General features: G+C 59.6%; 26 protein-coding genes. 12 read left to right on the top strand and 14 right to left on the bottom strand.

From position 1 onward, the window contains the following. Positions 1-60: 60 nt before the first annotated feature. Entirely contained in the window at positions 61-465 is a 405-nt protein-coding gene (locus ACU680_RS11680; protein WP_400759989.1) for an acetyl-CoA sensor PanZ family protein, read from the bottom strand. 223 nt (positions 466-688) lie between these two features. Here ACU680_RS11680 and ACU680_RS11685 point away from each other — a divergent pair, with 223 nt between their 5' ends. The 7 genes from ACU680_RS11685 to ACU680_RS11715 all read left to right on the top strand — a co-directional run bounded on the left by ACU680_RS11685 (position 689) and on the right by ACU680_RS11715 (position 6,508). Then, positions 689-2,353 (top strand): OFA family MFS transporter, encoded by a 1,665-nt coding sequence (locus ACU680_RS11685; RefSeq protein WP_007961711.1) that lies wholly within the window; start codon positions 689-691, stop codon positions 2,351-2,353. Between the two features lie 273 nt (positions 2,354-2,626). Beyond that, positions 2,627-3,220, top strand: a complete 594-nt coding sequence (gene hisB, locus ACU680_RS11690; protein ID WP_007909204.1) for an imidazoleglycerol-phosphate dehydratase HisB — start codon at positions 2,627-2,629, stop codon at positions 3,218-3,220. Further along, the gene (hisH, locus tag ACU680_RS11695; protein WP_007961712.1) at positions 3,220-3,858 is read left to right on the top strand and encodes an imidazole glycerol phosphate synthase subunit HisH; all 639 of its coding nucleotides are present in this window, start codon (positions 3,220-3,222) and stop codon (positions 3,856-3,858) included. The genes hisB and hisH overlap by 1 nt, the downstream gene beginning before the upstream one ends. Beyond that, a complete protein-coding gene (locus ACU680_RS11700) occupies positions 3,859-4,119 on the top strand; it encodes a DUF2164 domain-containing protein (RefSeq protein WP_007952545.1) in 261 nt (86 codons plus the stop codon). Positions 4,120-4,161: 42 nt separating this feature from the next. Next, the gene (gene hisA, locus ACU680_RS11705; RefSeq protein WP_448179520.1) at positions 4,162-4,899 is read left to right on the top strand and encodes a 1-(5-phosphoribosyl)-5-[(5-phosphoribosylamino)methylideneamino]imidazole-4-carboxamide isomerase; all 738 of its coding nucleotides are present in this window, start codon (positions 4,162-4,164) and stop codon (positions 4,897-4,899) included. Positions 4,900-4,908: 9 nt separating this feature from the next. Further along, on the top strand, positions 4,909-5,679 hold the full coding sequence (gene hisF, locus ACU680_RS11710) for an imidazole glycerol phosphate synthase subunit HisF (RefSeq protein ID WP_007909211.1): 771 nt from the start codon (positions 4,909-4,911) through the stop codon (positions 5,677-5,679). A gap of 73 nt (positions 5,680-5,752) precedes the next feature. After that, a complete protein-coding gene (locus tag ACU680_RS11715) occupies positions 5,753-6,508 on the top strand; it encodes a substrate-binding periplasmic protein (protein WP_346650711.1) in 756 nt (251 codons plus the stop codon). Here ACU680_RS11715 and ACU680_RS11720 read toward each other — a convergent pair. From ACU680_RS11720 to gpmI, 6 genes are all read right to left on the bottom strand, one after another. After that, positions 6,489-7,793, bottom strand: a complete 1,305-nt coding sequence (locus ACU680_RS11720) for a Vps62-related protein (RefSeq protein ID WP_448179521.1) — start codon at positions 7,791-7,793, stop codon at positions 6,489-6,491. The genes ACU680_RS11715 and ACU680_RS11720 overlap by 20 nt on opposite strands. A 207-nt stretch (positions 7,794-8,000) precedes the next feature. After that, a complete protein-coding gene (locus tag ACU680_RS11725; protein ID WP_448179522.1) occupies positions 8,001-9,479 on the bottom strand; it encodes a trypsin-like peptidase domain-containing protein in 1,479 nt (492 codons plus the stop codon). Between the two features lie 128 nt (positions 9,480-9,607). Beyond that, entirely contained in the window at positions 9,608-10,384 is a 777-nt protein-coding gene (locus tag ACU680_RS11730; RefSeq protein ID WP_367082612.1) for a divergent polysaccharide deacetylase family protein, read from the bottom strand. Positions 10,385-10,386: 2 nt separating this feature from the next. After that, positions 10,387-11,706 carry a S41 family peptidase gene (locus ACU680_RS11735; RefSeq protein ID WP_041071409.1) on the bottom strand — a complete coding sequence of 440 codons (1,320 nt, stop codon included), beginning with the start codon at positions 11,704-11,706 and terminating at the stop codon, positions 10,387-10,389. Positions 11,707-11,737: 31 nt separating this feature from the next. Then, positions 11,738-13,024 carry a murein hydrolase activator EnvC family protein gene (locus ACU680_RS11740; protein ID WP_367082613.1) on the bottom strand — a complete coding sequence of 429 codons (1,287 nt, stop codon included), beginning with the start codon at positions 13,022-13,024 and terminating at the stop codon, positions 11,738-11,740. Positions 13,025-13,276: 252 nt separating this feature from the next. Continuing rightward, the gene (gene gpmI, locus ACU680_RS11745; protein WP_400759976.1) at positions 13,277-14,803 is read right to left on the bottom strand and encodes a 2,3-bisphosphoglycerate-independent phosphoglycerate mutase; all 1,527 of its coding nucleotides are present in this window, start codon (positions 14,801-14,803) and stop codon (positions 13,277-13,279) included. 153 nt (positions 14,804-14,956) lie between these two features. Between gpmI and ACU680_RS11750 the strand changes: the two genes are divergently transcribed. From ACU680_RS11750 to secB, 3 genes are read left to right on the top strand one after another with little or no spacing between them, the layout of a single operon-like run. Continuing rightward, entirely contained in the window at positions 14,957-15,370 is a 414-nt protein-coding gene (locus tag ACU680_RS11750) for a rhodanese-like domain-containing protein (protein ID WP_007961724.1), read from the top strand. Position 15,371: 1 nt separating this feature from the next. Then, positions 15,372-15,626: a glutaredoxin 3 gene (grxC, locus tag ACU680_RS11755; RefSeq protein WP_003220774.1), complete on the top strand. Its 255-nt coding sequence runs from the start codon at positions 15,372-15,374 to the stop codon at positions 15,624-15,626. A gap of 57 nt (positions 15,627-15,683) precedes the next feature. Continuing rightward, positions 15,684-16,169, top strand: coding sequence for a protein-export chaperone SecB (gene secB, locus ACU680_RS11760; RefSeq protein ID WP_027611264.1), 486 nt, complete (start codon positions 15,684-15,686; stop codon positions 16,167-16,169). A gap of 175 nt (positions 16,170-16,344) precedes the next feature. Here the strand turns inward: secB and ACU680_RS11765 are convergent, their stop codons facing one another. Then, on the bottom strand, positions 16,345-16,800 hold the full coding sequence (locus ACU680_RS11765) for a tRNA (cytidine(34)-2'-O)-methyltransferase (protein WP_041071426.1): 456 nt from the start codon (positions 16,798-16,800) through the stop codon (positions 16,345-16,347). On the opposite strand from ACU680_RS11765, the gene ACU680_RS11770 reads away from it, so the two are divergent. Then, positions 16,799-17,239 carry a hypothetical protein gene (locus tag ACU680_RS11770; protein ID WP_448179523.1) on the top strand — a complete coding sequence of 147 codons (441 nt, stop codon included), beginning with the start codon at positions 16,799-16,801 and terminating at the stop codon, positions 17,237-17,239. The two genes, ACU680_RS11765 and ACU680_RS11770, sit on opposite strands and share 2 nt — an antisense overlap. Before the next feature lie 508 nt (positions 17,240-17,747). On the opposite strand, the gene ntrC is transcribed toward ACU680_RS11770, so the two are convergent. The 6 genes from ntrC to glnA form a co-directional block, all read right to left on the bottom strand. Continuing rightward, positions 17,748-19,184 (bottom strand): nitrogen regulation protein NR(I), encoded by a 1,437-nt coding sequence (ntrC, locus tag ACU680_RS11775; protein ID WP_007961729.1) that lies wholly within the window; start codon positions 19,182-19,184, stop codon positions 17,748-17,750. Further along, on the bottom strand, positions 19,181-20,266 hold the full coding sequence (gene glnL, locus ACU680_RS11780; RefSeq protein WP_007961730.1) for a nitrogen regulation protein NR(II): 1,086 nt from the start codon (positions 20,264-20,266) through the stop codon (positions 19,181-19,183). Before glnL ends, ntrC begins: the two co-directional genes overlap by 4 nt. A gap of 231 nt (positions 20,267-20,497) precedes the next feature. Further along, positions 20,498-21,115: a DUF4124 domain-containing protein gene (locus tag ACU680_RS11785; RefSeq protein WP_367082619.1), complete on the bottom strand. Its 618-nt coding sequence runs from the start codon at positions 21,113-21,115 to the stop codon at positions 20,498-20,500. Next, positions 21,112-21,621 carry a DUF4124 domain-containing protein gene (locus ACU680_RS11790; protein ID WP_367082621.1) on the bottom strand — a complete coding sequence of 170 codons (510 nt, stop codon included), beginning with the start codon at positions 21,619-21,621 and terminating at the stop codon, positions 21,112-21,114. Before ACU680_RS11790 ends, ACU680_RS11785 begins: the two co-directional genes overlap by 4 nt. Positions 21,622-21,646: 25 nt before the next feature. Then, positions 21,647-22,069, bottom strand: a complete 423-nt coding sequence (locus ACU680_RS11795) for a cupin domain-containing protein (RefSeq protein ID WP_448179524.1) — start codon at positions 22,067-22,069, stop codon at positions 21,647-21,649. Positions 22,070-22,250: 181 nt separating this feature from the next. Next, positions 22,251-23,657, bottom strand: coding sequence for a glutamate--ammonia ligase (gene glnA, locus ACU680_RS11800; protein WP_003220788.1), 1,407 nt, complete (start codon positions 23,655-23,657; stop codon positions 22,251-22,253). A 328-nt stretch (positions 23,658-23,985) separates the two neighbouring features. On the opposite strand from glnA, the gene thiI reads away from it, so the two are divergent. After that, positions 23,986-25,440, top strand: a complete 1,455-nt coding sequence (gene thiI / locus ACU680_RS11805) for a tRNA uracil 4-sulfurtransferase ThiI (protein WP_007961738.1) — start codon at positions 23,986-23,988, stop codon at positions 25,438-25,440. The last annotated feature ends 92 nt before the right edge of the window (positions 25,441-25,532 follow it).

Below are 25,532 nucleotides of genomic sequence, written 5' to 3' on the forward strand. Positions count from 1 at the left end.
AGTCGAATTCGTAATTTAGCCGGGGAGTATAGCGCTGCATCCGCCCGATTCGGGGCGCTGTCATGTCGCGATGACGTCCAGCGGCAATTGCAATTTGGTAGCCAGCGCCTGAGCTTCAAGGTGTCCGGCCGGTGCCAGCAGGCGCAGTTGGGCTCCCGCTTGCGACGCCATTTTCTGTGCTTGGTTCACCAGCCGCTCGGCTACCCCACGGCGCCGGGTGACTTTTCGTACACACAAATGTGACAAGTACCAAACCCTGTCGTGCCTTGTCAGGCGTGCTGCACCGAGCAGGCGATCGTTGAAACGTCCTGCAATCAAAGAGCCGTCAGCCAGGCTGTTTTCGATCAGTTGAGCGTCCCCGGAATACGGTGCGAATAGCCATTGCGGAGCGTCACGATAGATTTTTTGCAGGTCCTGTTGATCCTGGTAACTGGCATCGTTCAGCGCTTGGACAGCGATCGGCATGGCTTTTTCCTGCAGGGACGAGATCAGATGACATGAAAAAGGTGATATCAGTTTGGTTTTTCTGTCACGTGCAAATGGTAACCTTCGCCGGTTCGTCCGTCCTTCTGCGACTTAACGTCGCGCCTTCAAGGAGCTTCACCCGAAAAAACGGTCATGCCTGCGTGCATAAAGGCCGAGGGTGAGCAGTGGCTGGCGAACCATACTAATAATTGGGGGATACACAATGAGCACGAGCATCACGGCGGACGGCCTTCGCGCCGACCAGCCTGCGTTCCTGTCCAAGGAACGCATCATCGCCAAGCCCGGTTTCAACCGCTGGCTGGTTCCACCGGCCGCTCTGGCCATCCACCTGTGCATCGGCATGGCCTACGGTTTCTCGGTGTTCTGGCTGCCGTTGTCCAAGGCGCTGGGCGTCACCGCTCCGGTGGCTTGCGCACCGGACATGAGCTTCATCGCTCAGGTCTTTTCTTCGCAATGCGACTGGCCGATCTCCATGCTCGGCTGGATCTACACACTGTTCTTCATCTTCCTCGGCTGCTCGGCAGCGATCTGGGGTGGCTGGCTGGAACACGCCGGGCCACGTAAGGCCGGTGTGGTATCGGCATTGTGCTGGTGCGGCGGTCTGCTGATCTCGGCGCTGGGTATCTACACCCACCAGATCTGGCTGATGTGGATCGGCTCCGGGGTGATCGGTGGTATCGGTCTGGGCCTGGGCTACATTTCGCCGGTATCGACCCTGATCAAGTGGTTCCCGGACAAGCGCGGCATGGCGACCGGCATGGCGATCATGGGTTTCGGTGGCGGCGCGATGGTCGGTGCACCGTTGGCGACTGCGCTGATGAGTCACTTCGCTTCGCCTGCCGGTGTCGGCGTATGGCAGAGCTTCGTGGCGATGGCCGCGATCTACTTCGTGTTCATGATCGGTGGCGCCTTGGCTTACCGCGTGCCGCCAACCGGCTGGAAGCCTGAAGGCTGGACCGCTCCAGCGAAGAAAGCGTCGAACGCGATGATCACCCACCGTCACGTGCACGTGAATGTGGCGTGGAAAACCCCGCAGTTCCGTCTGGTGTGGCTGGTGCTGTGCCTGAACGTATCGGCCGGTATCGGCATCCTCGGCATGGCTTCGCCACTGCTGCAGGAAGTGTTTGGCGGCAAGCTGCTGGGCGTTGACGTGCCGTTCGGTCAACTGGACGCCGGGCAACTGGCTTCGATCGCCGCGATCGCTGCCGGCTTCACCGGTCTGCTGAGCCTGTTCAACATCGGAGGCCGCTTCTTCTGGGCTTCGTTCTCGGACTACCTGGGACGCAAAAACACCTACTTCGTGTTCTTCGCCCTCGGTTTTGCCCTGTACGCGCTGATCCCGAACATGGGCCATCTGGGCAACGTTGCGCTGTTCGTGGCGGCGTTCTGCATCATCCTGTCGATGTACGGCGGTGGTTTCGCGACCGTTCCGGCGTATCTGGCCGACCTGTTCGGCACGCAGATGGTCGGTGCGATCCACGGTCGCCTGCTGACTGCCTGGGCCGCCGCGGGCGTGCTCGGTCCGGTGCTGGTGAACTACCTGCGTGAGTATCAGTTGAGCATCGGCGTTGAACGCGCCGCCGCTTACGACATCACTCTGTACATCCTCGCGGGCCTGCTGGTGCTGGGTTTCCTGTGCAACCTGCTGGTGCGTCCGGTGGCCGACAAGTACTTCATGACCGACGCTGAACTGGCCGCCGAACAGGCGCTGGGCCACGATAAAGGTGCTGATGCCAGCACCGTACTGGAGTGGAAAGCCGCACCGGGCAGCAAGCCGCTGGCGATCGCCGCGTGGCTGGCGGTGGGTATTCCGTTGGCGTGGGGTGTGTGGGTGACCCTGCAGAAGACGGCGGTACTGTTTCACTAAGGTGTTAGCTGGATAAACACCAAACCTGTGGGAGCGAGCTTGCTCGCGAAGGCGCAGTGTCAGTCGACATCAGTGTTGGCTGAACTACCGCATTCGCGAGCAAGCTCGCTCCCACATTTGTTTTCGGGGTGCCTGTAATGGCTTGTATGGACATGTCTACCCGCGACAGCCGGGGCTTCTGTCCGTCAGGCATCTCACGTCGCGTGTTTCTGTTTCGGCCCCGCGTGCCTATAATGGCTGCCTTTTTCGCCCAATGATTTTGCGGAGCTGGTGATGGCCGAACGTAAGGCGTCTGTCGAGCGCGACACTCTGGAAACCCAGATCAAAGCCTCGATCAACCTTGATGGCACCGGAAAGGCCCGATTCGATATCGGTGTTCCTTTTCTTGAGCACATGCTGGATCAGATCGCCCGTCACGGGTTGATCGACCTGGATATTGAATGCAAGGGCGATCTGCATATCGACGACCACCATACTGTGGAAGACGTCGGTATCACCCTCGGCCAGGCCTTCGCCAAAGCCATCGGCGACAAGAAAGGCATCCGTCGCTACGGTCACGCCTACGTGCCGCTCGATGAAGCGCTGTCGCGCGTGGTGATCGACTTCTCCGGTCGTCCAGGCCTGCAGATGCACGTGCCGTATACCCGCGCCACTGTGGGCGGCTTCGACGTCGATCTGTTCCAGGAATTCTTCCAGGGCTTTGTCAACCACGCCTTGGTCAGCCTGCACATCGACAACCTGCGTGGCACCAACACCCACCACCAGATCGAAACCGTGTTCAAGGCTTTCGGCCGCGCCCTGCGCATGGCCGTCGAGCTGGATGAGCGCATGGCCGGGCAAATGCCATCGACCAAAGGCGTTCTGTAATGCAGACGGTTGCAGTTATCGACTACGGCATGGGCAACCTGCACTCGGTGGCCAAGGCCCTGGAGCACGTCGGCGCCGGCAAGGTGCTGATCACCAGCGATGCCGACGTGATCCGCGAAGCCGACCGGGTGGTATTCCCGGGCGTTGGCGCGATTCGCGATTGCATGGCAGAGATCCGTCGCCTCGGTTTCGATTCGCTGGTACGTGAAGTCAGCCAGGATCGTCCGTTTCTCGGCATCTGCGTCGGCATGCAAGCCCTGCTCGACAGCAGCGAAGAGAACGACGGCGTTGACTGCATCGGCCTGTTCCCGGGCGCGGTGAAGTTCTTCGGCAAAGACCTGCATGAAGACGGCGAGCACCTGAAAGTCCCGCACATGGGCTGGAACGAAGTGCAGCAGAAAGTCAGTCACCCGCTGTGGCACGACATTCCGGACATGGCGCGTTTCTACTTCGTGCACAGCTACTACATCGCCGCCGCCAACGCGCGGCAGGTGGTGGGCAGCGGTCATTACGGGGTCGATTTCGCCGCAGCGCTGGCCGAAGGCTCGCGTTTTGCCGTGCAGTTCCACCCGGAGAAGAGCCATACCCATGGCCTGCAATTGCTGCAGAACTTCGCCGCGTGGGACGGTCGCTGGTAAATGGCCGCCAAGAAGTCCAAACCGCCGATCCTGACCCTCACTCCCGAACAGGAGAGCGAGGCCAATCGCAAGATTCAGCGGTTCATGGAAGACCGTTTCGAACTCGACCTGGGTTCGTTCGAAGCGGCGGAAATTCTTGAGCTGTTTACCCGTGAAATTGCTCCGCACTATTACAACAGGGCGATTTTCGATGTGCAGACCCACCTCAAAGAGCGGTTTGAAAGCATCGAAAGCGACCTGTGGGCGCTCGAGAAAAACTGATTTCCGAGCCAAGCTGAACATTCAAATTTGAAGGTTTGCCAGATGCTGATTATTCCCGCTATCGATCTTAAAGACGGTGCCTGCGTACGTCTGCGCCAGGGCCGCATGGAAGATTCCACAGTGTTCTCCGAGGACCCGGTGAGCATGGCTGCCAAGTGGGTGGAGGGCGGTTGCCGCCGTCTGCATCTGGTCGATCTGAACGGCGCATTCGAAGGCCAGCCGGTCAACGGTGAAGTGGTCACCGCGATCGCGAAGCGTTATCCGACCCTGCCGATCCAGATCGGCGGCGGTATCCGCTCGCTGGAAACCATCGAGCATTACGTCAAGGCGGGCGTCAGCTACGTGATCATCGGCACCAAAGCCGTTAAAGATCCGGCCTTCGTCGCTGAGGCCTGCCGCGCGTTCCCGGGCAAGATCATCGTCGGTCTGGATGCCAAGGACGGTTTCGTTGCCACCGATGGCTGGGCTGAAATCAGCACCGTGCAGGTCATCGACCTGGCCAAGCAGTTTGAAGCCGACGGCGTGTCCTCGATCGTTTATACCGACATCGCCAAAGACGGCATGATGCAGGGCTGCAACGTACCGTTCACCGCTGCGCTGGCAGCAGCGACGAAGATCCCGGTGATCGCGTCCGGCGGTATCCACAATCTGGGTGACATCAAGTCGCTGCTCGACGCCAAGGCGCCGGGCATCATCGGCGCAATCACTGGCCGGGCGATCTACGAAGGCACCCTCGACGTCGCTGAAGCGCAAGCTTTCTGCGATGCGTACCAAGGCTGAGGACTGACCATGGCGCTGGCCAAACGCATCATCCCTTGCCTGGACGTGGACAACGGCCGGGTCGTCAAAGGTGTGAAGTTCGAGAACATCCGCGATGCTGGCGACCCGGTGGAAATCGCCCGTCGTTATGACGAGCAGGGTGCCGACGAGATTACCTTTCTCGACATCACCGCGAGCGTCGATGGCCGCGACACCACGCTGCATACCGTCGAGCGCATGGCCAGCCAGGTATTCATTCCGCTGACGGTCGGCGGCGGCGTGCGCACCGTGCAGGACATCCGCAATCTGCTCAACGCCGGTGCGGACAAGGTCTCGATCAACACTGCAGCGGTGTTCAATCCGGAATTCGTCGGCGAAGCGGCGCAGCATTTCGGCTCGCAGTGCATCGTCGTCGCCATCGACGCGAAGAAGGTCTCCGGCCCGGGCGAAACCCCGCGCTGGGAAATCTTCACCCACGGCGGGCGCAAGCCGACCGGCCTCGACGCGGTCGAGTGGGCGAAGAAGATGGAAGGCCTCGGTGCCGGCGAGATCCTGCTGACCAGCATGGATCAGGACGGCATGAAAAACGGCTTCGACCTCGGTGTGACCCGCGCAATCAGCGATGCGCTGGGCATTCCGGTGATCGCTTCCGGCGGCGTCGGCAACCTGCAGCATCTGGCCGACGGCATCCTTGAAGGCCACGCCAGCGCGGTACTGGCGGCGAGTATTTTCCACTTCGGCGAATACACCGTGCAGGAAGCGAAAGCGTATATGGCCAAACGCGGCATCGTGATGCGCTAAACCGTACAGGCCAGTGGACAGCATGGCGTACCCAAGGCACTCTTGGGCACGCCATGGATTCCGGTAGCCCGACATGATCAAACGCCTGCTTCTCGTTCTCGCCAGTGCCTCTGTGTTGTTAATCAACACGGCGCGGGCCGAAAACAGTCCTGACACCGATCTGGTGCTCCTCACCGAAAACTTTCCGCCCTACAACATGGCGAAAGACGGCAAGAATTTCGCCAAGGGCGAGAACATCAACGGCATTGCCGCCGACATCGTGCGTGAAATGTTCAAGCGTGCCGGGCTCACCTACAGCCTGACGCTGCGCTTCCCATGGGAGCGCGTCTACAAGCTGGCGCTGGAAAACCCCGGCTACGGCGCCTTCGTGATGGCCCGCCTGCCGGACCGCGAAAACCTGTTCAAATGGGTCGGCCCGATCGGTCCGGACGACTGGATCATGTTGGCCAGGGCCGACAGCAAGATCACCCTCGACACCCTCAACGATGCACGCAAATACAAGATCGGTGCCTACAAGGGCGATGCGATTGCCGAGACGCTGACCAAGCAAGGCTTGAAGCCCATGGTCGTGCTGCGCGATCAGGACAACGCGAAAAAACTGGTCAACGGCCAGATCGACCTGTGGGCTACGGGTGATCCTGCCGGTCGTTATCTGGCGCGGCAGGACGGGGTCACCGGCCTCAAGACCGTGCTGCGCTTCAACAGCGCCGAGTTGTACCTGGCGCTGAACAAGGATGTGTCGGACGCAACGGTCGCCAGGCTGCAGGCGGCGTTGGATCAGATGCGCAAGGACGGGGTTGTCGACGAAATCATGGGGCGCTATCTGTAGCCGTCGGTGCCGGCTGTTCCGCTGTATTGTAGGGACATTCGTGCGGTGGATATTGCAGTAGATGCAGATTTTCATCGTGGGTGTAGCCGAGATTGATCCCCACTTGCGAACCGTCTGCCCTCAGCAACTCGTAAAAACTCTCCAGTTGATAAACCGCCACGAACTTGCCTTTGCCTGCCATGGCAATTACATGGGTGACAGACGGCGCCTGCCAGCCGCTGATTGAAGTCTCGCTGTGGGTGAACTGACTGTCTAATCTCGCCGAGAACTGTAATGTCGGAAGCATATCTGGATGCCTTGTCCAGGGACCGACGAAATTCACCGTAGTCAGTTGAGTGAATAGTCGCAGCATTTTCGGATTCTGCAGCCGCTGCGTCGTCCATTTGAACGCCCGGCTTCCATCGCCCGTGTTGTGTCCGCTCCCAACCAGATAGTACTGGTCGGTTCTTTCCAGGCGATAAAACGGCGTGGTGCGCAATTGTTCGAGTGGTGACAAGTCATCCTTGACGGCAAACCATGGAAGCTCGACCACTTGAGCGATAGTGGCTGCGCCGTTTTTTTGCGGAGCATCCGCTGCGCTGAGCACCGGCAACTGTGGCGATGATTTGATCAGTGGGGTGATCTGCATCCGTAGCGAATAGACCCCGACATTGCTCTCGGGCCGGTTGAAAGTGTTTGCCGCAATAAAAGTACCTGGTGCGAAGTGAATCTCTCCCGGGGCTGCACCGGGTGGTGTGACACTCCATGCACTGAGGCTCTGTCGGGCGCCGCTGCCCCTGTCGTTCCAGATCAGTTCGCCGATGTCCGAGGCGATCACGAGATCGGCGCGCACGCAGCGAACCGCATTGAGTGAAGGTTTTTCGTGATCATTGGAACAGACCGCGCCCATGGCCACATAGCCTTGCGGGGCAAGCGGTCGCCATACGGCACCGTCTTTCTTCGAGCCTGAGCCGGAATCTTTCCAGATCAGCTCGAAATCCTCCGGACGGCACAGTGCCGGCCCATTCATTGAATCTGCACTGGGGAAATCGGCTTCGCAAACCACGGCGACGACGGTGCTGCCGTTGATGTTGTGGAGTCCGGAGGTGAACACGTCGCCGAGCGGAAAATAGCCCGGCAACACATCTGGCGCCGGAGTCGGACGCCAGAAGGCCGCGGGTTTGGCCCGTGAGCCGGTGCTGTCCCAGATCCGGTGAAATTCCGTGGTGAAATGGATCAGCAGATTGTCGTGTCGGATCGGCTCGATTTGCCTGGATGGCGCTGCGGCCTGGTCATGAATGGTCATGGTCACTCCTGATAGTTGAACGGCGACTCAAGGGAGTCGCGACCCGTTGCAGGCCTCACTATCGGTGTTCGTCTCCGCTCTCTGGCGGTAACTATGTATGACGTCGTGACCAGTTGTTTCCGAAAAAACCGTTCCGTGCCATTGGCTGCCTTGCGCTCCCGTTTTGCCCATTAATGCGGAAGCACAAGGCCGGCGTCGCTGATCAGCTCAGGGGGCGCTGTTTTTGAGCGCTTCCCATTCCCGGACGTATTCCTTCAATTCTGAGCGCTGATTGTTGGGGTCGACGGCGTAAACGCAGAGCTTGAGGGGGAAGTTGCTTTCCGGACGCAGCCAATTGGAGGTCACACGCCTATAACCCTGCGGGTCTTCGCAGCTGACTTTTCCAGCAAGACCGTCTTTTACCTCGTAGCCATCAAGGCCCTCGTTCTTGCGTTTTGGCCAGAAAATCTGCGCCCTGTTTATTTCTTTGTTAAAGGATATATCTACGGTCGGAACAGGCGTCGGGCCCGCATCAATCAGATAAGTGGGGACAGTGACGGCATTGCGATAAGTGCCGGCGGGCAATAGGTCCTCGATACTGTTGGTGGCAATGATACAAAGATTGTTAAGCCCGGTTTCAGGTCCCATTGGAACATTTAGCCGAGTGGGGGCGGTGTCAGTATTGATTGGCTGGCTGTAGCCTTGCGGAGTTTCGCAGTCGAGCGGATCAGTAGTTCGTTTGGTCCGGATAAAGCGAGTGCTGGCGGTTACTTCAAAGTTCCAGGCGGGATAAATATAGTTACCGTGCTCGTTTACGCTGATCTTTGCATACATTGGCAGTCGTGGGGGCAGACTCATGGATGCTGCCGGAAATAACTCGCACACTTGCGGGTTGGTATTGAGTTTGCCATCGATAAAGCAGTTGTTGAAAACCGAGGTCGGGCTACCGTAACTGCCGCTTGGCATCTGGCCATATCCGGGCAGTGGCGTCAGATGCTCTGCGAGGGTACCCAGAACGGCATAGACCTCGTTGGTCGCTCGGACAATGACCGGGCTCCCCGAGCTGCCGGAAGCAACATCTTTGCATTGGTTGCTGACAGTATGTCGCCACACCCAGGGCGTTTCGAAAATGGCTGGCGAAGGATCATGGGTGCAAGCGGACAGTCGCAATGGCGTCCCGCCGGGCCCGTGCACAATCAGAATGTCACTTGCGTCAGCCGGCGGTTGCTGTGCCAGTTTCAGAGGCGTGATGCCCTGCGCCCGAAGTTCACCCTGTGATACTTCAAGCTCCAAAAGAGCCAGATCGATGCCCTGAATGCTGCTCCAGGAAACTTTTTTCAGAGGGAAAGTCTTGCTGGCATCCTCCGTATCAAGGAAATGCTTGAAGGTTATGGTGGCTTTAATGGGCTCATCCGTTTGCATGACGCCATTGTCTTTGCCCACACAGTGTGCACTGGTGAGAGCATAGGCGGAGTCTGACGGTCGAGCGCTGTTGGTATCAATAAGAAAGGCAGTGCATACGCCGTGTTCGCGGCTTTGGTATTTGCCGATTCCTGTCCAGTAGTCATGCTCGCCGTTCTTGTTGCTCAGGTATTTCGATGGCGCATGATTCTCGGCGCCTTTGCCATAATCGACAGGGGTTGAGTAAGCGGGGAGCGAAAGGGCCGCAAGTAATAAGAAACTTGGGTGAAGCGTATTTAAGTTCATGGCCAGTCCTTGGCTAATGTGCGGGATATGAGACTGGCGCAGAATAAGGTGGTTTTGCCTTATTGTGGTTTCGGAGGTGTTGCTATTTGTTGGAGTTGCAAAGAGTTATTGGAAACCCGCTGCAAAAACTAACGGTAAATTCCGTTCTTTCCGTGTGCAGCGGTGGCCTTGTTACTGCGCACGCTGATCATCTGCTTAATGTCGATCCACTCGATGCCTTGCGCCTTGAGTTTCGGCATTTCACGTTCCAGCACTGCCAGTGTCTGCGGATAAGGGTGACCGATCATCACCGCCGAACCCTGCTTGTGCGCCAGGCTGATGGCCGTTTGCAGTTGGGTAAAGATGGCGGCTTCCGTGCGCTCGTCATCGAGGAACACATCCCGTGAAACACTGGCCAAGTCGATTTTCTGAGCCTGCTGCGCCGCCACGGTCTGGGCGCTGGTGCGGCTGTCGACGAAGAACTTGTGACGGCGTTGCAACTCGCCCATCAGCCACGCCATTGCCACCGGTTGCGCGGTCATGCGGCTGCCCATGTGGTTATTGATGCCAGCGGTGTAGGGGACCATTTTGAACGCAGCGTTAAGGCGCCTCTCAAGTTCTTCGAGCGGCAGCTCGGGATGCCAGGCATACGGGCCGGTGGCCGGGTCCATGGGCATATGCAGGATCACGATCTTGCCGGCGCGATGGGCTTCGCGGGCGAATTCGGTAGCGTGCGGAGTGTCGGGCATGATCGCTGTGGTCACCGGGCCGGGCAGGGCCAGCACGCGGCGATCCCGGGGCAGGTTCTGTCCCAGGTCGTCGATGATCAGCGTCAGGTAGGCTTTTGGCGGGGGCGTCCTGGCGGGTTCTGCGTGAGCAGCACCCGCCAGACAGCAGAGCAGGACGAAGAAGAAACGCAAAGACATCCTCAACGGCCGGACGTGATGCTCAGCCCTTTGAGCAGGCTCAGGGCCTGGGCCAACTGGTAATCGTCATCCTGCGGCATGGCCTTGGCCTTGGCGCCGGAACCGGTCGGCTTGTCTGCACCGCCGTTGCCGTTGCCCAGGTGACCTTGCAGGTCGGCTTCCTTGAAGTAATCGCCGTCCGCCTCGTTGGTGATCTTGGCCTTGCGCACTTCGATGTCCGGGACGATGCCCTGGGCCTGAATCGAGCGACCGTTCGGCGTGAAATACAGCGCGGTGGTGATCTTCAGTGCGCGGTCGTTGTTCAGCGGCAGCACGGTCTGCACCGAGCCTTTGCCGAAACTGGTGGTGCCCATGACCACGGCGCGTTTCTGATCCTGCAGGGCGCCGGCGACGATTTCCGAAGCCGAGGCGCTGCCACCGTTGATCAGCACGACCATTGGCACCGCTTCGCTTTCGTCCTTGCCGGTGGCGGAGAAGCGCAGCTCGGAGTTGGCGATCCGGCCCTTGGTGTAAACGATCAGGCCTTTCTTGATGAAGTGGTCGACCACTTCCACTGCCGCCTGCAACACGCCGCCCGGGTTGTTGCGCAGGTCGAGGATGATGCCGTTGAGCTTTTTGCCGTTGTCCTTGCGCAGCTTGGCTAAGGCCTTGGAAACCTCTTCGCCGGTCTTGACCTGGAACTGGGTGATGCGGATGTAGCCGTAGCCCGACTCCAGCAGCTGTGCCTTGACGCTCTTCACCTGAATCACGGCGCGGGCCAGGGTCACGTCGAACGGCGTGCCACCGTCGCGCACGAGGGTCAGGGTGATCTTCTGGCCGATCTTGCCGCGCATCTTGTCCACGGCTTCGGTCATGGTCTGGCCACGCGTCGGCTGGCCGTTGATCTTGACGATGAAGTCACCGGCCTGGATGCCGGCCTTCGACGCCGGGGTGTCGTCGATTGGCGAGACGACCTTGATGAAGCCGTCTTCGGAGCCGACTTCGATGCCCAGGCCGCCGAATTCGCCGCTGGTGCTTTCCTGCAGTTCGGTGAAGTCTTCAGGGCCGAGATACGCGGAGTGCGGATCGAGGTTGCTGAGCATGCCCTTGATCGCGTTTTCCAGCAGGGTCTTGTCGTCCACCGGTTCGACATACGCTGCCTTGATCCGGTCCATGACCTCGGCAAAGGTGCGCAACTCTTCCAGCGGCAACGGGGCCTTGGCGGTCGCGGCAGTGCCTGCCGGAGCGACGGCCGGGGCCGGTTGAGCGGCGAACGCCAGAGGCGCGCCGATCACCAGGGCGATCGTCAGGGCCAGCGAGGTAAGGCGGGACAAATGCAGCATGTCGAACGAACTCCTGAATTAGGCGACGCGCTTATCCTTGCGCGTGACACCATTGCGCCGGATCACTCGGGTGACCCTGCTGACGAATTGCGAAATACAGCGCTGGCGTGTCCTGACCACCACTGTTACCCACAGTGGAGATCGACTCACCGGCTTTTACCACGTCACCGGCCGACTTGAGCAGCGTCTGGTTGTGACCGTAAAGACTCAGAAAACCATTGCCGTGATCGAGGATCACCAGCAGCCCGGCGCCGCGCAACCAGTCGGCGAACACCACGCGCCCGCCGTGCACGGCATGCACCTGGCTGCCGGCAGCGGCGCTGATCATCACGCCATCCCACTTGGTCCGGGCATCGTCGCCCCGGCTTTCGCCGAAGCGTGCCAGCAATCGACCATCAACCGGCCATGGAAGTTTTCCCCGGGTTGCAGCAAAAGGGCCACCGAAGGTCTCGCCGCTGCTGGATACCAGCGCGCCGGGGGTTGGTCTGGCTGGTTTTCGTGGGGCGTCGCTGTTATCAGCCTGCGCCTCACGCAAACGCTTTTTTTCCGCTTCCTGCTGGGCAATCAGCGCTTTCTGTCGCGCTTCTTCTGCCTCACGGGCCTGGCGGGCCAGGGTTTCTTCAATGGTTTTAAGGACTTTAGACAGGTCTGCCTGATCCTGCTCGCGGGCGGCCAGTTTCTGGTCGCGGGCTTTCACGTCATCGTTGAGTTTGGCGAGGACTTGCTGGCGTTCCTTGCGGACCTTTTCCAGCTCGTCGCGCTGGGTGTCGAGGCTGCTTTTTTGTACCAGCAATTGCGCCTGCTGCATGGCGATGTCTTTTTCGACATTGGCCAGTTGGCGCAGGGTTTCGTTGAAGTTCTTCAACTGCTCCAGGCGGGCCTGGCTCAGGTAATCGTAATAGGTGAGAGTGCGGGCGAATTTCTCGGGATTCTGCTGGTTGAGCAGCAGCTTGAGGTATTCCTGACGGCCGTTCTGATAGGCCGCGCGGGCCTGGATGGCGATCAGTCGCTGTTGTTCAGTGCGCGCGCTCTGGAGTTTTTTTTTCTCCGCATCGAGCCGCTGCAGCTCGGATTCGCTTTTCTTCAGCTCTTTCTGCAGGGCATCGACCTGCTTCTCGAGCTTGCCCATCTCGGTTTCGGTGCCCTTGAGCTCTTTCTGCACACCGGATTTTTCTTCCTGCAGCTTGCCCAGCAGCTTTTTCAGCTCGGCAATGTCCTGACGCGTGGCATCCAACTGCTGTTGGGTTTGCGCGCGCTCGTCAGCGAAGGCCGGTTGGAGCAGGCAGGTCAGAGCGAGGGCGATCAGGACGCGGAGCATAGAGGCGGGCGGCACCAGGGTAATGGACGGCCTAGTATGCCCGCCCGAGGCTGCAAAAAAAACGCCCAATTGGGCTTGTGTGATAACTGGAGCGGCAGACAGGCTCATTTCCATTTCGAAAACCCCATAAACCACTGTGGGAGCTGGCTTGCCAGCGATGGCGTCTGCACATTCAACATAGCTGTTGGCTGTCAGATTGCTATCGCTGGCAAGCCAGCTCCCACAGGGTTTTGCGGTGTTTTATGGATCGGGTCAGACCAGAATCGAGGTACCAGTCATTTCCGCCGGTTTTTCCAGACCCAACAGCATCAGCATGGTCGGTGCCACGTCCGCCAGTACGCCGCCTTCGCGCACTTTGAGGTCACGCTTGCCGACATAAATGAACGGCACCGGCTCGGTGGTGTGCGCGGTGTGCGCCTGGTGGGTTTCTTCATCGGCCATTTTTTCGACGTTGCCGTGGTCAGCGGTGATCAGCGCTTCGCCCCCCACCCTTTCCAGCGCTTCGACGATGCGACCAACGCAGGTGTCCAGGCATTCCACGGCTTTTACCGCAGCGTCGAACACGCCGCTGTGGCCGACCATGTCGCCGTTGGCGTAGTTGACCACGATCACGTCGTAACGCTGGTGTTCGATGGCATCGACGATGCGGTCGGTGACTTCCGGCGCGCTCATTTCCGGCTGCAGGTCGTAGGTGGCGACTTTCGGCGACGGGATCAGAATGCGCTCTTCACCCGGGAACGGCTCTTCGCGGCCGCCGGAGAAGAAGAAGGTCACGTGTGCATATTTTTCGGTTTCGGCGATGCGCAGCTGAGTCTTGCCGTTTTTCGCCAAGTAATCGCCGAGCACGTTTTCCAGACTGCCTGGAGCGAAGGCTGCAGGGGCCGGGATGCTGGCCGCATATTGGGTCAAGCCCACGTACTGCACTTTTGGCTGGCGCGCGCGCTCGAATTCCTTGAAATCGTCTTCGACAAATACGCGGCTCAACTCGCGGGCACGGTCGGCGCGGAAATTCATGAACACCACGGCATCGCCGTCTTCGACCTTGACCGGCTCGCCGATGGTGGTGGCCTTGACGAACTCGTCGCTCTCGCCACGGGCGTAGGCGGCGTCGAGGCCTTCCTGGGCGGTGGCAGCGTTGAATTCGGCGTTGCCGTCGACGATCAGGTTGTAGGCTTGGGAGACGCGGTCCCAGCGGTTGTCACGGTCCATCGCGAAGTAGCGCCCGATGAGGCTGGCGATGCGACCCTTGCCAAGTGCCTGAAAGGTCGCGTCGAGCAGTTCGATCGACGACGCGGCGCTTTTCGGCGGGGTGTCGCGGCCATCGAGGAAGGCGTGCAGGTAGATCTTTTCGGCGCCGCGCTTGAAGGCCAGTTCGGCCATGGCGATCAGGTGATCCTGGTGGCTGTGTACGCCGCCATCGGACAGCAGGCCCATGAAGTGCACGGCTTTGCTGGCGGCCACGGCTTTATCCACGGCGGCGCAGATGGTCGGGTTTTCGAAAAACTCGCCGTCGCGGATCGCTTTGGTCACGCGCGTGAAGTCCTGGTATACCACGCGTCCGGCGCCGAGGTTCATGTGGCCGACTTCGGAGTTGCCCATCTGGCCGTCCGGCAGGCCGACGTCCATGCCGCTGCCGGAGATCAGGCCGTTCGGCACCGTGGCCCACAGACGATCGAGCACGGGTTTCTTCGCCGCATACACGGCATTGGATTCGTGGCTGTCACTGTGACCGAAGCCGTCGAGAATCATCAGGACCAAAGGTTTAGGCGTGGTAGTCATGGAATCCACTCGTGGCTAATAAAGAAGAGGGCGATGGAAAAGGGAGTGGCAGTTTAAAGCGAAGTTCCTGCGGCGTCACCGCCGGACGGGGTTTGGCCCACCTTGGGGGCTGTGTATACTGGCCGACATTTTAACGCCCTGGAACCTCCTTCGATGGTTGCTCACCTGATTGAATTTGCCACTAACCACTACATTCTTGTCGGTATCTTCGTCGTATTGCTGGCTTTGCTGCTGGCGCACACGATGCAGGGCGGCGGTAAAAGCCTGAGCACCGGCGAACTGACCGCACTGGTCAACAAGGACGCAGGCGTGGTGGTGGACATCCGTCCGGCGAAAGATTACGCCGCCGGCCATATCGTTGGCGCGATCAACATTCCTCAAGACAAACTGGCTGCGCGTACCGGCGAGCTGGAAAAGCACAAGGCCAAGACCATCATTCTGGTGGACGCCCTGGGCCAGACCGCTGGCACCCACGCTCGCGAGCTGATGAAATCCGGCTTCACCGCCGCCAAGCTGTCCGGCGGGATCTCCAGTTGGAAAGGCGACAACCTGCCTCTGGTGAAGTGATATGAGCGAAGTCATCGTCTACTCCAGCGACTACTGCCCTTACTGCATGCGAGCCAAGCAATTGCTCGCGAACAAAGGTGTGGCCTTCGAAGAGATCAAGGTCGATGGCAAGCCGCAGATTCGTGCTGCCATGAGCCAGAAGGCCGGACGCACGTCCGTGCCGCAGATCTGGATCGGCGAAAAGCACATCGGCGGTTGTGATGATTTGTATGCCCTGGAGCGCGCCGGCAAGCTCGACGCGCTGCTCAAGGCCTGAACGGCTGCACCCACGTACAGCAATCCCTAAAAGACCCAAGATCAGAAAGGATCTGAGATGACTGACCAACAGAACACTGCAGCCAGCGAAGAAGAAACCGCACCGCAATTCTCCTTGCAGCGCATCTACGTACGCGATCTGTCCTTCGAAGCCCCGAAAAGTCCGGCAATCTTCCGCCAGCAGTGGGACCCGACCGTCGGTCTGGATCTGAACACTCGCCAGAAAGAGCTGGAAGGCGATTTCTATGAAGTCGTGCTGACCCTGTCCGTGACCGTGAAAAACGGCGACGAAGTGGCCTTCATCGCTGAAGTGCAACAGGCCGGTATCTTCCTGATCAAGAACCTCGACGCGGCTTCGATGAGCCACACCCTCGGTGCGTTCTGCCCGAACATCCTGTTCCCGTACGCTCGCGAAACCCTGGACAGCCTGGTGACCCGTGGTTCGTTCCCGGCCCTGATGCTGGCTCCGGTGAACTTCGACGCTCTGTACGCGCAAGAGCTGCAGCGCATGCAGGAAGCTGGCGAGACGCCGACCGTACAATAAAAGCTTCGTTTGCCCCATGAAAAAAGCGCCGTTTAAAGGCGCTTTTTTCATGGGGTAAACGAAACCTTCATGTAGGAGCTGCCGAAGGCTGCGATCTTTTGATCTTGTTTTTGAAGATCAAAAGATCGCAGCCTGCGGCAGCTCCTACAGGGGTGATGTTTTTGCGGGTGGGTGGTTATTTGAAGTCGTTCTGTCGCCACGCTTCGTACACGGCCACCGCCACGGTGTTGGACAGGTTCAGGCTGCGGCAGCCTTCACGCATCGGCAGGCGCAGGCGCTGTTCGGCGGGCAGGGCGTCCAGCACTTCCGGCGGCAGGCCACGGCTTTCCGGGCCGAAGATGAATGCATCGCCCGGGACGAACGCGGCATCGTGAAACGGCCGCGAGCCTTTGGTGGTGAACGCGAACAACCGTGGGTGGCCGAGGCTTTCCAGGCAACTGGCGAGGTCGGCATGGCGCTGCAACGTGGCATATTCGTGGTAGTCGAGGCCGGCCCGGCGCAAGCGCTTGTCGTCCATCTCGAAACCCAGCGGTTCGATCAAATGCAGGTGGCAGCCGCTGTTGGCGCACAGCCTGATAACGTTGCCGGTATTCGGCGGAATTTCTGGTTGAAAAAGGATGACGTGAAACATGCACGGCTCCGAAGGTAAAGATGACGCGCATTCTACGCCGCAAGCCGATCCGCGTTCGAAACTATTCCCGCGGGTAATCGGTTCGCTGGCAATTTTCGGGCTGATGATCGGTTTGATGATCGGCCGCCTGACCACGCCGGATCCGATTGTGTTGCAGCAGGTCGAGGTGAGCGATGACGGCCTGGTGGTGTGGTTCAACAACGAACCGCAACTGCACGGCGAGATCATCGACGGCACCGTGGCCCTGTTGTTCCAGGCTGAAGGCCGCGCGCAGAAAGGCCAGTTGAAACTCAATGGCAAGGATGTCAACTGGCGAACGCGGGTGAGTGACGGTGGGCTGTTGCTGACGGTGCTGGCGGCGCGGCCGCTGCACGGGGAGTGGGCCGGCAGCAAGGTTGACGAGCGCTGGCGGCTGCAGATCCATCTCCGGGAGCAATAAAAGCGGGAATCCCCGGCCTGCCTGTACCAGGGTTCCCAAAACGGGGTGGACTTCGCTGAGAGCATCGGTCCGGTGTAAAGATGGAACCCCCGGCCTGCCTGTACCAAGGATCCCAAAAGGGTGAGTTCGCCGCGTTGCGGTTTTGAACCCGGTGTAAAGAGGGGAATCCCCGGCCTGCCTGTACCAAGGTCCCCGAAAGGGTTGGTGAATCGAATCACCTGTAAGCGTTACTGCAGGTGGCGTGCCAGTTTTAGTATTTCGAAACAGAAAAAAGCCGAAGAGCCGCGAAAGCCCCGTGAATCGGGGATTTGATGCCTCTGCTTGGTTGAAGCTTTGATCTTGTTGGTGTTTTTTTGATCAGTGAGTCATGCCCAATTGCGGTTCGCCGTGCCTTGTGGCGGTGCACACAAAAAAAGATCGCAGCCTTCGGCAGCTCCTACAGTGATATGCGTTCTCTGTAGGAGCTGCCGAAGGCTGCGATCTTTTCGCGGACGACTAGAGTGCCGAGTTAACCCTCATCCCCCTCATCATCATCCCCACCATCCACTTTCATCCCCAATTCCTTGATCTTGCGCGTCAGGGTATTACGCCCCCAGCCGAGCAATACCGCCGCATCACGCCGACGCCCGGCGGTGTGCTTCAAAGCAGTCTCGATCATGATCCGCTCGAACGCCGGCACCGCGCTGTCGAGCAGGCTCGACTGGCCGCGAGCCAAGGCCTGATCGGCCCACTGGCGCAGCGCCTGCTCCCAGTTGGTCACCGGCGCCGAATCCTGTGGCAGGCTCAGCAGCTCTGGCGGCAAGTCACTGATGTGCACTTCGCGCCCGGAGGCCATCACCGTGATCCAGCGGCAGGTGTTCTCCAACTGCCGCACGTTGCCCGGCCATGGCAGGTTCTTCAGGTATTCCTCGGTCTCGCTCTTGAGCAGCTTCGGCTCCACCGCCAGTTCTTGCGCGGCGCGGCTGAGGAAGTGCTTGGCCAGGGTCGGGATGTCTTCGCGACGGTCCGACAGGCGTGGAATGTGGATGCGGATCACGTTGAGGCGGTGGAACAAGTCCTCACGGAATTTCCCGGCATGCACCAGGGTTTCCAGATTCTGGTGAGTCGCGGCAATGATCCGCACATCGACCTTGACCGGCACATGGCCGCCAACGCGATAGAACTCGCCATCGGCCAGCACGCGCAGCAAACGGGTCTGAGTGTCGGCCGGCATGTCGCCGATTTCGTCGAGGAACAGCGTGCCGCCGTCCGCCTGTTCGAAACGCCCGCGCCGCAAGTTGGCGGCGCCAGTGAATGCGCCTTTCTCGTGGCCGAACAGCTCGGATTCCATCAGGTCCTTGGGGATCGCCGCCATGTTCAGCGCGATGAACGGCGAGGCCGCGCGCGGGCTGTGGCGGTGCAGGGCGTGGGCAACCAATTCTTTACCGGTGCCGGATTCGCCGTTGATCAGCACGGTGATGTTGGAGTGGCTCAAGCGGCCGATGGCGCGAAACACCTCCTGCATCGCCGGCGCTTCGCCGATGATTTCCGGGGTGCGGGTCAGCGCCGGCACTACTTCCAGGCCTTGCTGCTCCTGCGCATGCTGGTTGGCGCGTTTGACCAGCGACACCGCCTCGTCGACGTCGAAGGGCTTGGGCAGGTATTCGAAAGCGCCGCCCTGATACGAGGCCACTGCGCTGTCGAGGTCGGAGTGCGCGGTCATGATGATCACCGGCAACCGTGGGTGTTGCTCGCGGATGCGCGCCAGCAGGTCGAGGCCACTGGCGCCCGGCATGCGGATGTCGGAAATGATCACATCAGGCTGCTGACGGGCCAGACGACTCATCACGCCATCGGCGCTGTCGAAGCTCTGCGTGGTCATGCCTTCCTGCTGCAAGGCTTTTTCCAGAACCCAACGGATAGAACGGTCGTCATCGACGATCCACACGGTTTCACTACGGCTCATGTCGATGTGGCTCCTTGTTCCAGTGGCAGAAAGATCGAGAACGTGGTGTGGCCGGGGTGGCTGTCACACTCGATCAGGCCCTGGTGCTGGCTGATGATGTTCTGGGTAATGGCCAGGCCCAGCCCGGTGCCGTCCGGGCGGCCGCTGACCATGGGAAAGAAGATGGTTTCCTGGAGTTCCGCGGGGATCCCCGGGCCGTTGTCGATGATCTCGATTTTGGTCACCAGACGATGACGGACGTGGCCAATGGTGAACTGGCGCATGGTTCGCGTGCGCAGGCTGATGCGACCCAGACGCAGCTCGTTCTGGCTGCTGATCGCTTGCATTGCGTTGCGCACGATGTTCAGTACGGCCTGAATCATTTGTTCGCGGTCGATCAATACGTCGGGAATGCTCGGATCGTAGTCGCGCACCAGGGTGATGCAGCCCTGGCTTTCCGCTTCGACCAGTTGGCAGACGCGTTCGAGCACTTCGTGGACGTTGCACAGCGCCAGCGACGGCAGTTTGTTCGAGCCGAGCATGCGGTCGACCAGATTGCGCAGACGGTCGGCCTCTTCAATGATCACGTTGGTGTAGTCGCGCAGGCTGTCTTCCGGCAGTTCGCGGGCCAGCAATTGCGCGGCGCCACGGATGCCGCCGAGCGGGTTCTTGATCTCGTGGGCGAGGCCGCGCACCAGCATCTTGCTGGTTTCCTGCTTGGACAGTTGCGCCTCTTCCTTGGTGATCCGCAGCAGGCGATCACGCGGGTGCACCTCAAGCAGAAGCATGGTCGCGCCGTTGCTGAGGATCGGTGTCACCGCATAGTCCACGGTCAGGGTCTGGCCGGTGAGGGCGGTGAGCATCGCTTCGCGCTTGGTGAACGGGTGTGCCTGTTCCACCGCCTGACGCAGTGAGTTGAGCGCCTCGGTGGACTCGGTGAACAGCTCGCTGATGAACTGCCCATGGCTGCGCTGGCCGCTGATGGCCAGCAGCATTTCAGCCGCCGGGTTCATGTACTCAAGGCGCAGTTCGGCATCGAGCAGAATGGTGGCGGTGGTCAGGTTGTCGAGCAGCAAACGGTGGATTGCGTCGCTAATAGTCATCGGAGCCTCTTTTGGGGGCGGAGCGTGCGCAAGAAGCAGGCGTCGTTAAACGGAAAATGCAAAAACCAAACCAAGGCTCCGAAAAGAAGCGTTCAACCCCTGAAACAGGCGTTTGACGCTCGTTTGCGTGGCGCTCAATGCACGTGAGCGGGAAGTTACGAACCAAAATGGGTTGGAATATGGGTACGGTGCAGCCTCATGCACCAATATAGTGCGCAAAGCTGAACGGCGTTAGAAGAAACGCAGGAAGGGGTTTTTTTCTTCGACCGGTTTGTCTTTCAGCGGGCATTCCGGGCGCACGCCGTAGTCTTCGCTGACGCAGGGTTTGACCTGGCGTTTCTGCGCCAGGGAGATGCGCAGCATGTGGAACGGCTGGTTGGCGGTGCGCTCGACGGTGCGACCCTGCTCATCAAGGATTTCCACCGACAGATTGTGACTGCCGCGATCAATGTTGCTCAGCGGGAACACCGGACTCAGGCCCGGCTCGCCGGTGGCCTGGCCGTCCAGTAGCAGGCGATAGCGATGGCCCTGCTGCAGGCCCGGTTCGCTGGTGACGCTGACGATCACTTCGCCGGCGCTGCTGCGAAGGGTCGCGTCCGGCTCGGGGATCAGGATGCGCAGCATCTCGTAGTGGAACAATGGTTGTTCCGCGACCTTTTTCGCAGTGCTGATCGGTGCTGCAGCCGTGGGGTTGGCCGACATGCGATTACTGGTCGCGACAGGTACGCGCTTGGCGTTACCGCGTGGCTGGTCGGTGTAGACGCGATTGCCCTGCGCGTCGATATAGGTGAAGACCTCGGCGTGCACGGACTGGGCGCACAGGCACAGGATCAGCCAGAAAATCCTCATGGTTTGTGCACCCGCTGCACGGTGAACACCACCGCTGGACTCTGCTGGATGATCGCTTCGCCGTCGATCACTTGCACCGCGAGACGATGCTCTCCGCGATCGACGTTCACCAGTTGCAGGATCGGCACGTTGCTCGGCTGGCCGTAAGGTGCGTCGTCCAGGACCAGCCTTAACTGGTGCGGCGCCTGCAGGCGCGGCTTGATCAGCACGCTGACGGTGAAGGTGCCGTTGTTGGCGCGCAGGGCCTCTTCGGTGGGCAGGCCGGTCAGCTCCAGCACTTCATAGGCATTGCGCGCTGGCGCACGGCTGGTGGTGTCTGAGGGAGGCGCACTCGGTGTCTGAGGCTGAACGCTGTTGAGCGGCGGCAAATCCACCGGCTGCGCCTGTACGCCGTCCGGCGCATGATCGCTGTACACCGTGTTACCGCTGGCGTCGGTGTACTTGTAGATCTGTGCTGATGCGGTAAAGGTGCAAGCCAGCAACAGAATTAACAGTAATGACCGCATTCGGACGTCCTGTGAGCAGCGGATATCACTCCGACAATGGAATACCCTCGCCGCCAGCATAGAACACAACCAGCTCTACGGGTTCATCCCCGGTGACGCCGCGATGACTGCGGTCGACCATCTCGGCAACGGCCTCGCCCTGCTTGAAACGCTGGCTGCGACCATCGTCCCGGCTTTCGATCGTCAGTTCGCCGGAGAGAATATAGGCGGCGTTGGGAGTCGGGTGGGTGTGCCATTGGAGCTGGGTATTGGCGGGAATCCTGAGTTTGAGCACCGACAGTTCGGGGGCGGCGTTGGGATAGCGTACGTAGGGCGTTCCATCCCAAGACGTGCCGCTTTCAAGCAAGAGCTTGCGCTCTATCTGCCCGGGTTTGTCGGGAGAGGTGCAACCCAGCAGGGTGAGAGCGGCCAGAGTCGCCAGCAGTGTTTTGAAGGGGCAGTAGTTCATCGCGTTATTCCTCGAATGGTCGTAGGAGGAAAAGGCTACGGGCGGTTCACCAAGATTGATGCCGGACGATGCGCAAGTTGTTCGCGAATTTGTGGATTGAGGCTGTCGGAATTTTCCTCAAAAAAAAGGCCTCCCGAAGGAGGCCTCTTTTTGTCACGCCGCGTAGCGCGGCGCTACCGGATCAGCAGCTGTAGTACAGCTCATATTCCAGTGGGTGTACGAAGGTGCGGACCTTGATTTCTTCTTCGGATTTCAGCGCGATGTAAGCGTCGATGAAGTCGTCGGAGAACACGCCGCCCTTGGTCAGGAACGCACGGCCCTTGTCCAGCTCTTCCAGGGCTTCTTTCAGGCTGCCGCAAACTTGCGGGATCTCTTTCGCCTCTTCAGGCGGCAGGTCGTACAGGTTTTTGTCAGCGGCATCGCCTGGGTGGATCTTGTTCTGGATACCGTCCAGGCCGGCCATCAGCAGTGCTGCGAAAGCCAGGTACGGGTTGGCAGCCGGATCCGGGAAACGTGCTTCGATACGACGGCCGCGCGGGCTGTTGACGTAAGGAATACGGATCGAGGCGGAACGGTTGCGCGCCGAGTAGGCCAGCATTACTGGCGCTTCGAAACCTGGCACCAGACGCTTGTAGGAGTTGGTGGCCGGGTTGGTGAAGCCGTTCAGGGCCTTGCCGTGCTTGATGATACCGCCGATGAAGTACAGGGCGGTTTCGGACAGGCCGGCATAGCCTTCGCCAGCGAAGGTGTTCTTGCCGTCTTTGGCGATGGACATGTGTACGTGCATGCCCGAGCCGTTGTCGCCGTACAGTGGCTTCGGCATGAAGGTCGCGGTGCGGCCATAAGCGTCGGCAACGTTGTGGACAACGTATTTCAGCGTCTGAACTTCGTCAGCTTTTTTCACCAGGGTGTTGAACTTGACACCGATTTCGTTCTGACCGGCGGTCGCCACTTCGTGGTGGTGAACTTCAACGGTCTGGCCCATCTCTTCCAGTGCGTTGCACATGGCAGTACGGATTTCGTGGTCGTGGTCGAACGGCGGAACCGGGAAGTAGCCGCCTTTGATACCAGGACGGTGGCCTTTGTTGCCGCCTTCGATGTCCTGGTCGGACATCCACGAGCCTTGTTCGGAGTAGATCTTGAACATCGAGCCGGAGATGTCGGATTTGAACTTCACTTCGTCGAAGATGAAGAATTCTGGTTCTGGACCGGCGAAGACGGTGTCACCGATACCGGTGGTCTTCAGGTATTCCTCGGCACGGTGAGCGATGGCGCGCGGGTCGCGATCGTAACCTTGCATGGTCGACGGTTCGATGATGTCGCAAACCAGGATCAGGGTTGCGTCTTCGGTGAACGGGTCGAGGACGGCAGTGTCGTCGTCCGGCAGCAGGATCATGTCGGAGGCTTCGATGCCTTTCCAGCCAGCGATGGAGGAACCGTCGAACATCTTGCCGACTTCGAAGAAGTCGTCTTCCAGCGCATCGCGAGCCGGCATGGTCACGTGGTGCTGAGTGCCTTTGGTGTCCGTGAAGCGCAGATCAATCCACTTGACGTCATGATCTTTGATGAGTTGAACCGACTTCGACATAGTGTCCTCCGGGTGGCTTAGGGCTTGGTAGTGGATGCCCTTAATAGGGGTGATGCCGGCGCAGATACTCTGCCAAGGCAACCTGCCTCACAAGGGAGCAAATTGCATGCCAGTGCCCCAGCATGGGTTTTTTGCCCCAAATTCACGCTTGCAGCACTGCAAAGCGTCATAAAGGCGAAAATCTCGCCCCTTAATGTAGCGCCTCAAATCAAAAATGACCCGTTTTGGTGCAAGGAAAACCTTCTGCATATTAACTGGTTAAACCTTGAGCAATTTCCGCTATAATCCGCGCCCCCCTTTTTCGGCTGGCCCTGCGCGCGCTGTTTTCATGAAACTAATCGTAAAAGTCTTCCCCGAGATCACCATCAAAAGCCGCCCTGTCCGGATGCGTTTCATCCGCCAGCTGGCCAAGAACATCCGCGCCGTGCTCCGCGATCTGGACCCGGCCGTGGTGGTGAACGGTGTGTGGGACAATCTCGAGCTGGAAACCCGCGTTACCGACCCCAAAGCCTTGAAAGAGATGGGCGAGCGCCTGGTCTGCACCCCCGGTGTCGCGCACTTTCTGCAGATCGACGAGTACCCGCTGGGCGACTTCGACGACATCACCGAGAAGTGCAAGCAGCACTACGGTAATGAGCTGGCCGGGAAGATTTTCTCGGTGCGCTGCAAGCGTGCCGGCAAGCATCCGTTCAGCTCGATGGACGTCGAAAAATACGTCGGCAGCAAGCTGCGTCGTGAGTGCGGTGCTGCCGGAATCGACCTCAAAGACCCGCAAATCGAAGTTCGCATCGAAGTTCGCGACCAACGGTTGTTTGTGATCCACAGCCAGCACAACGGCATCGGCGGCTACCCGCTCGGCGCCCTGGAGCAGACGCTGGTATTGATGTCCGGCGGCTTTGACTCGACGGTTGCCGCATACCAGATCATGCGTCGCGGCCTGATGGCACATTTCTGCTTCTTCAATCTGGGTGGGCGTGCCCACGAATTGGGCGTGATGGAAGTCGCGCATTTCATCTGGAAGAAGTACGGCAGCTCGCAACGCGTGCTATTTGTCAGTGTTCCGTTCGAAGAGGTTTTGGGCGAAATTCTCGGCAAAGTCGATAACAGTCATATGGGCGTCGTATTGAAGCGTATGATGTTGCGCGCATCCTCGGCCATCGCCGACCGCCTGCACATCGACGCGCTGGTCACCGGCGAAGCGATCTCCCAGGTATCGAGCCAGACGCTGCCGAACCTGTCGGTGATCGACTGCGTGACCGACAAACTGGTCCTGCGCCCACTGATCGTGGCACACAAGCAGGACATCATCGACACGGCCAACGAGATCGGCACCGCCGATTTCGCCCGGCACATGCCGGAATACTGCGGGGTCATCTCGGTCAATCCGAAGACCGCCGCCAAGCGCCACCGTGTTGAGCACGAAGAGAAAGAATTCGACATGGCAGTCCTCGAGCGTGCGCTCGAAAATGCCAAACTGGTGCCGATCGATCGGGTGATCGACGAATTGGGCCAGGACTTGCAGATCGAAGAAGTCGGCGAAGCGCTGGCCGGTCAGATCGTCATCGACATCCGTCACCCGGATGCGGCCGAGGATGACCCGCTGGAACTCGCCGGCATAGAAGTACAGACGATGCCGTTCTACGCAGTGAACGCTCGTTTCAAGGAGCTGGATCCGACTCGCCAGTACCTGCTGTATTGCGACAAAGGCGTGATGAGTCGCCTGCATGCTCACCATTTGCTCAGTGAGGGGCATGCCAATGTGCGCGTTTATCGACCGAGCTAAGTGCCCGGGGCTGTTTGCCTGTGGCCTGCGTCACCGGCCCCCCGACACCGCCGTCAAGCTGTAACGGCCATGCCGGACACTACTGTTAATCG

Source organism: Pseudomonas sp. LF020 (assembly GCF_053456425.1).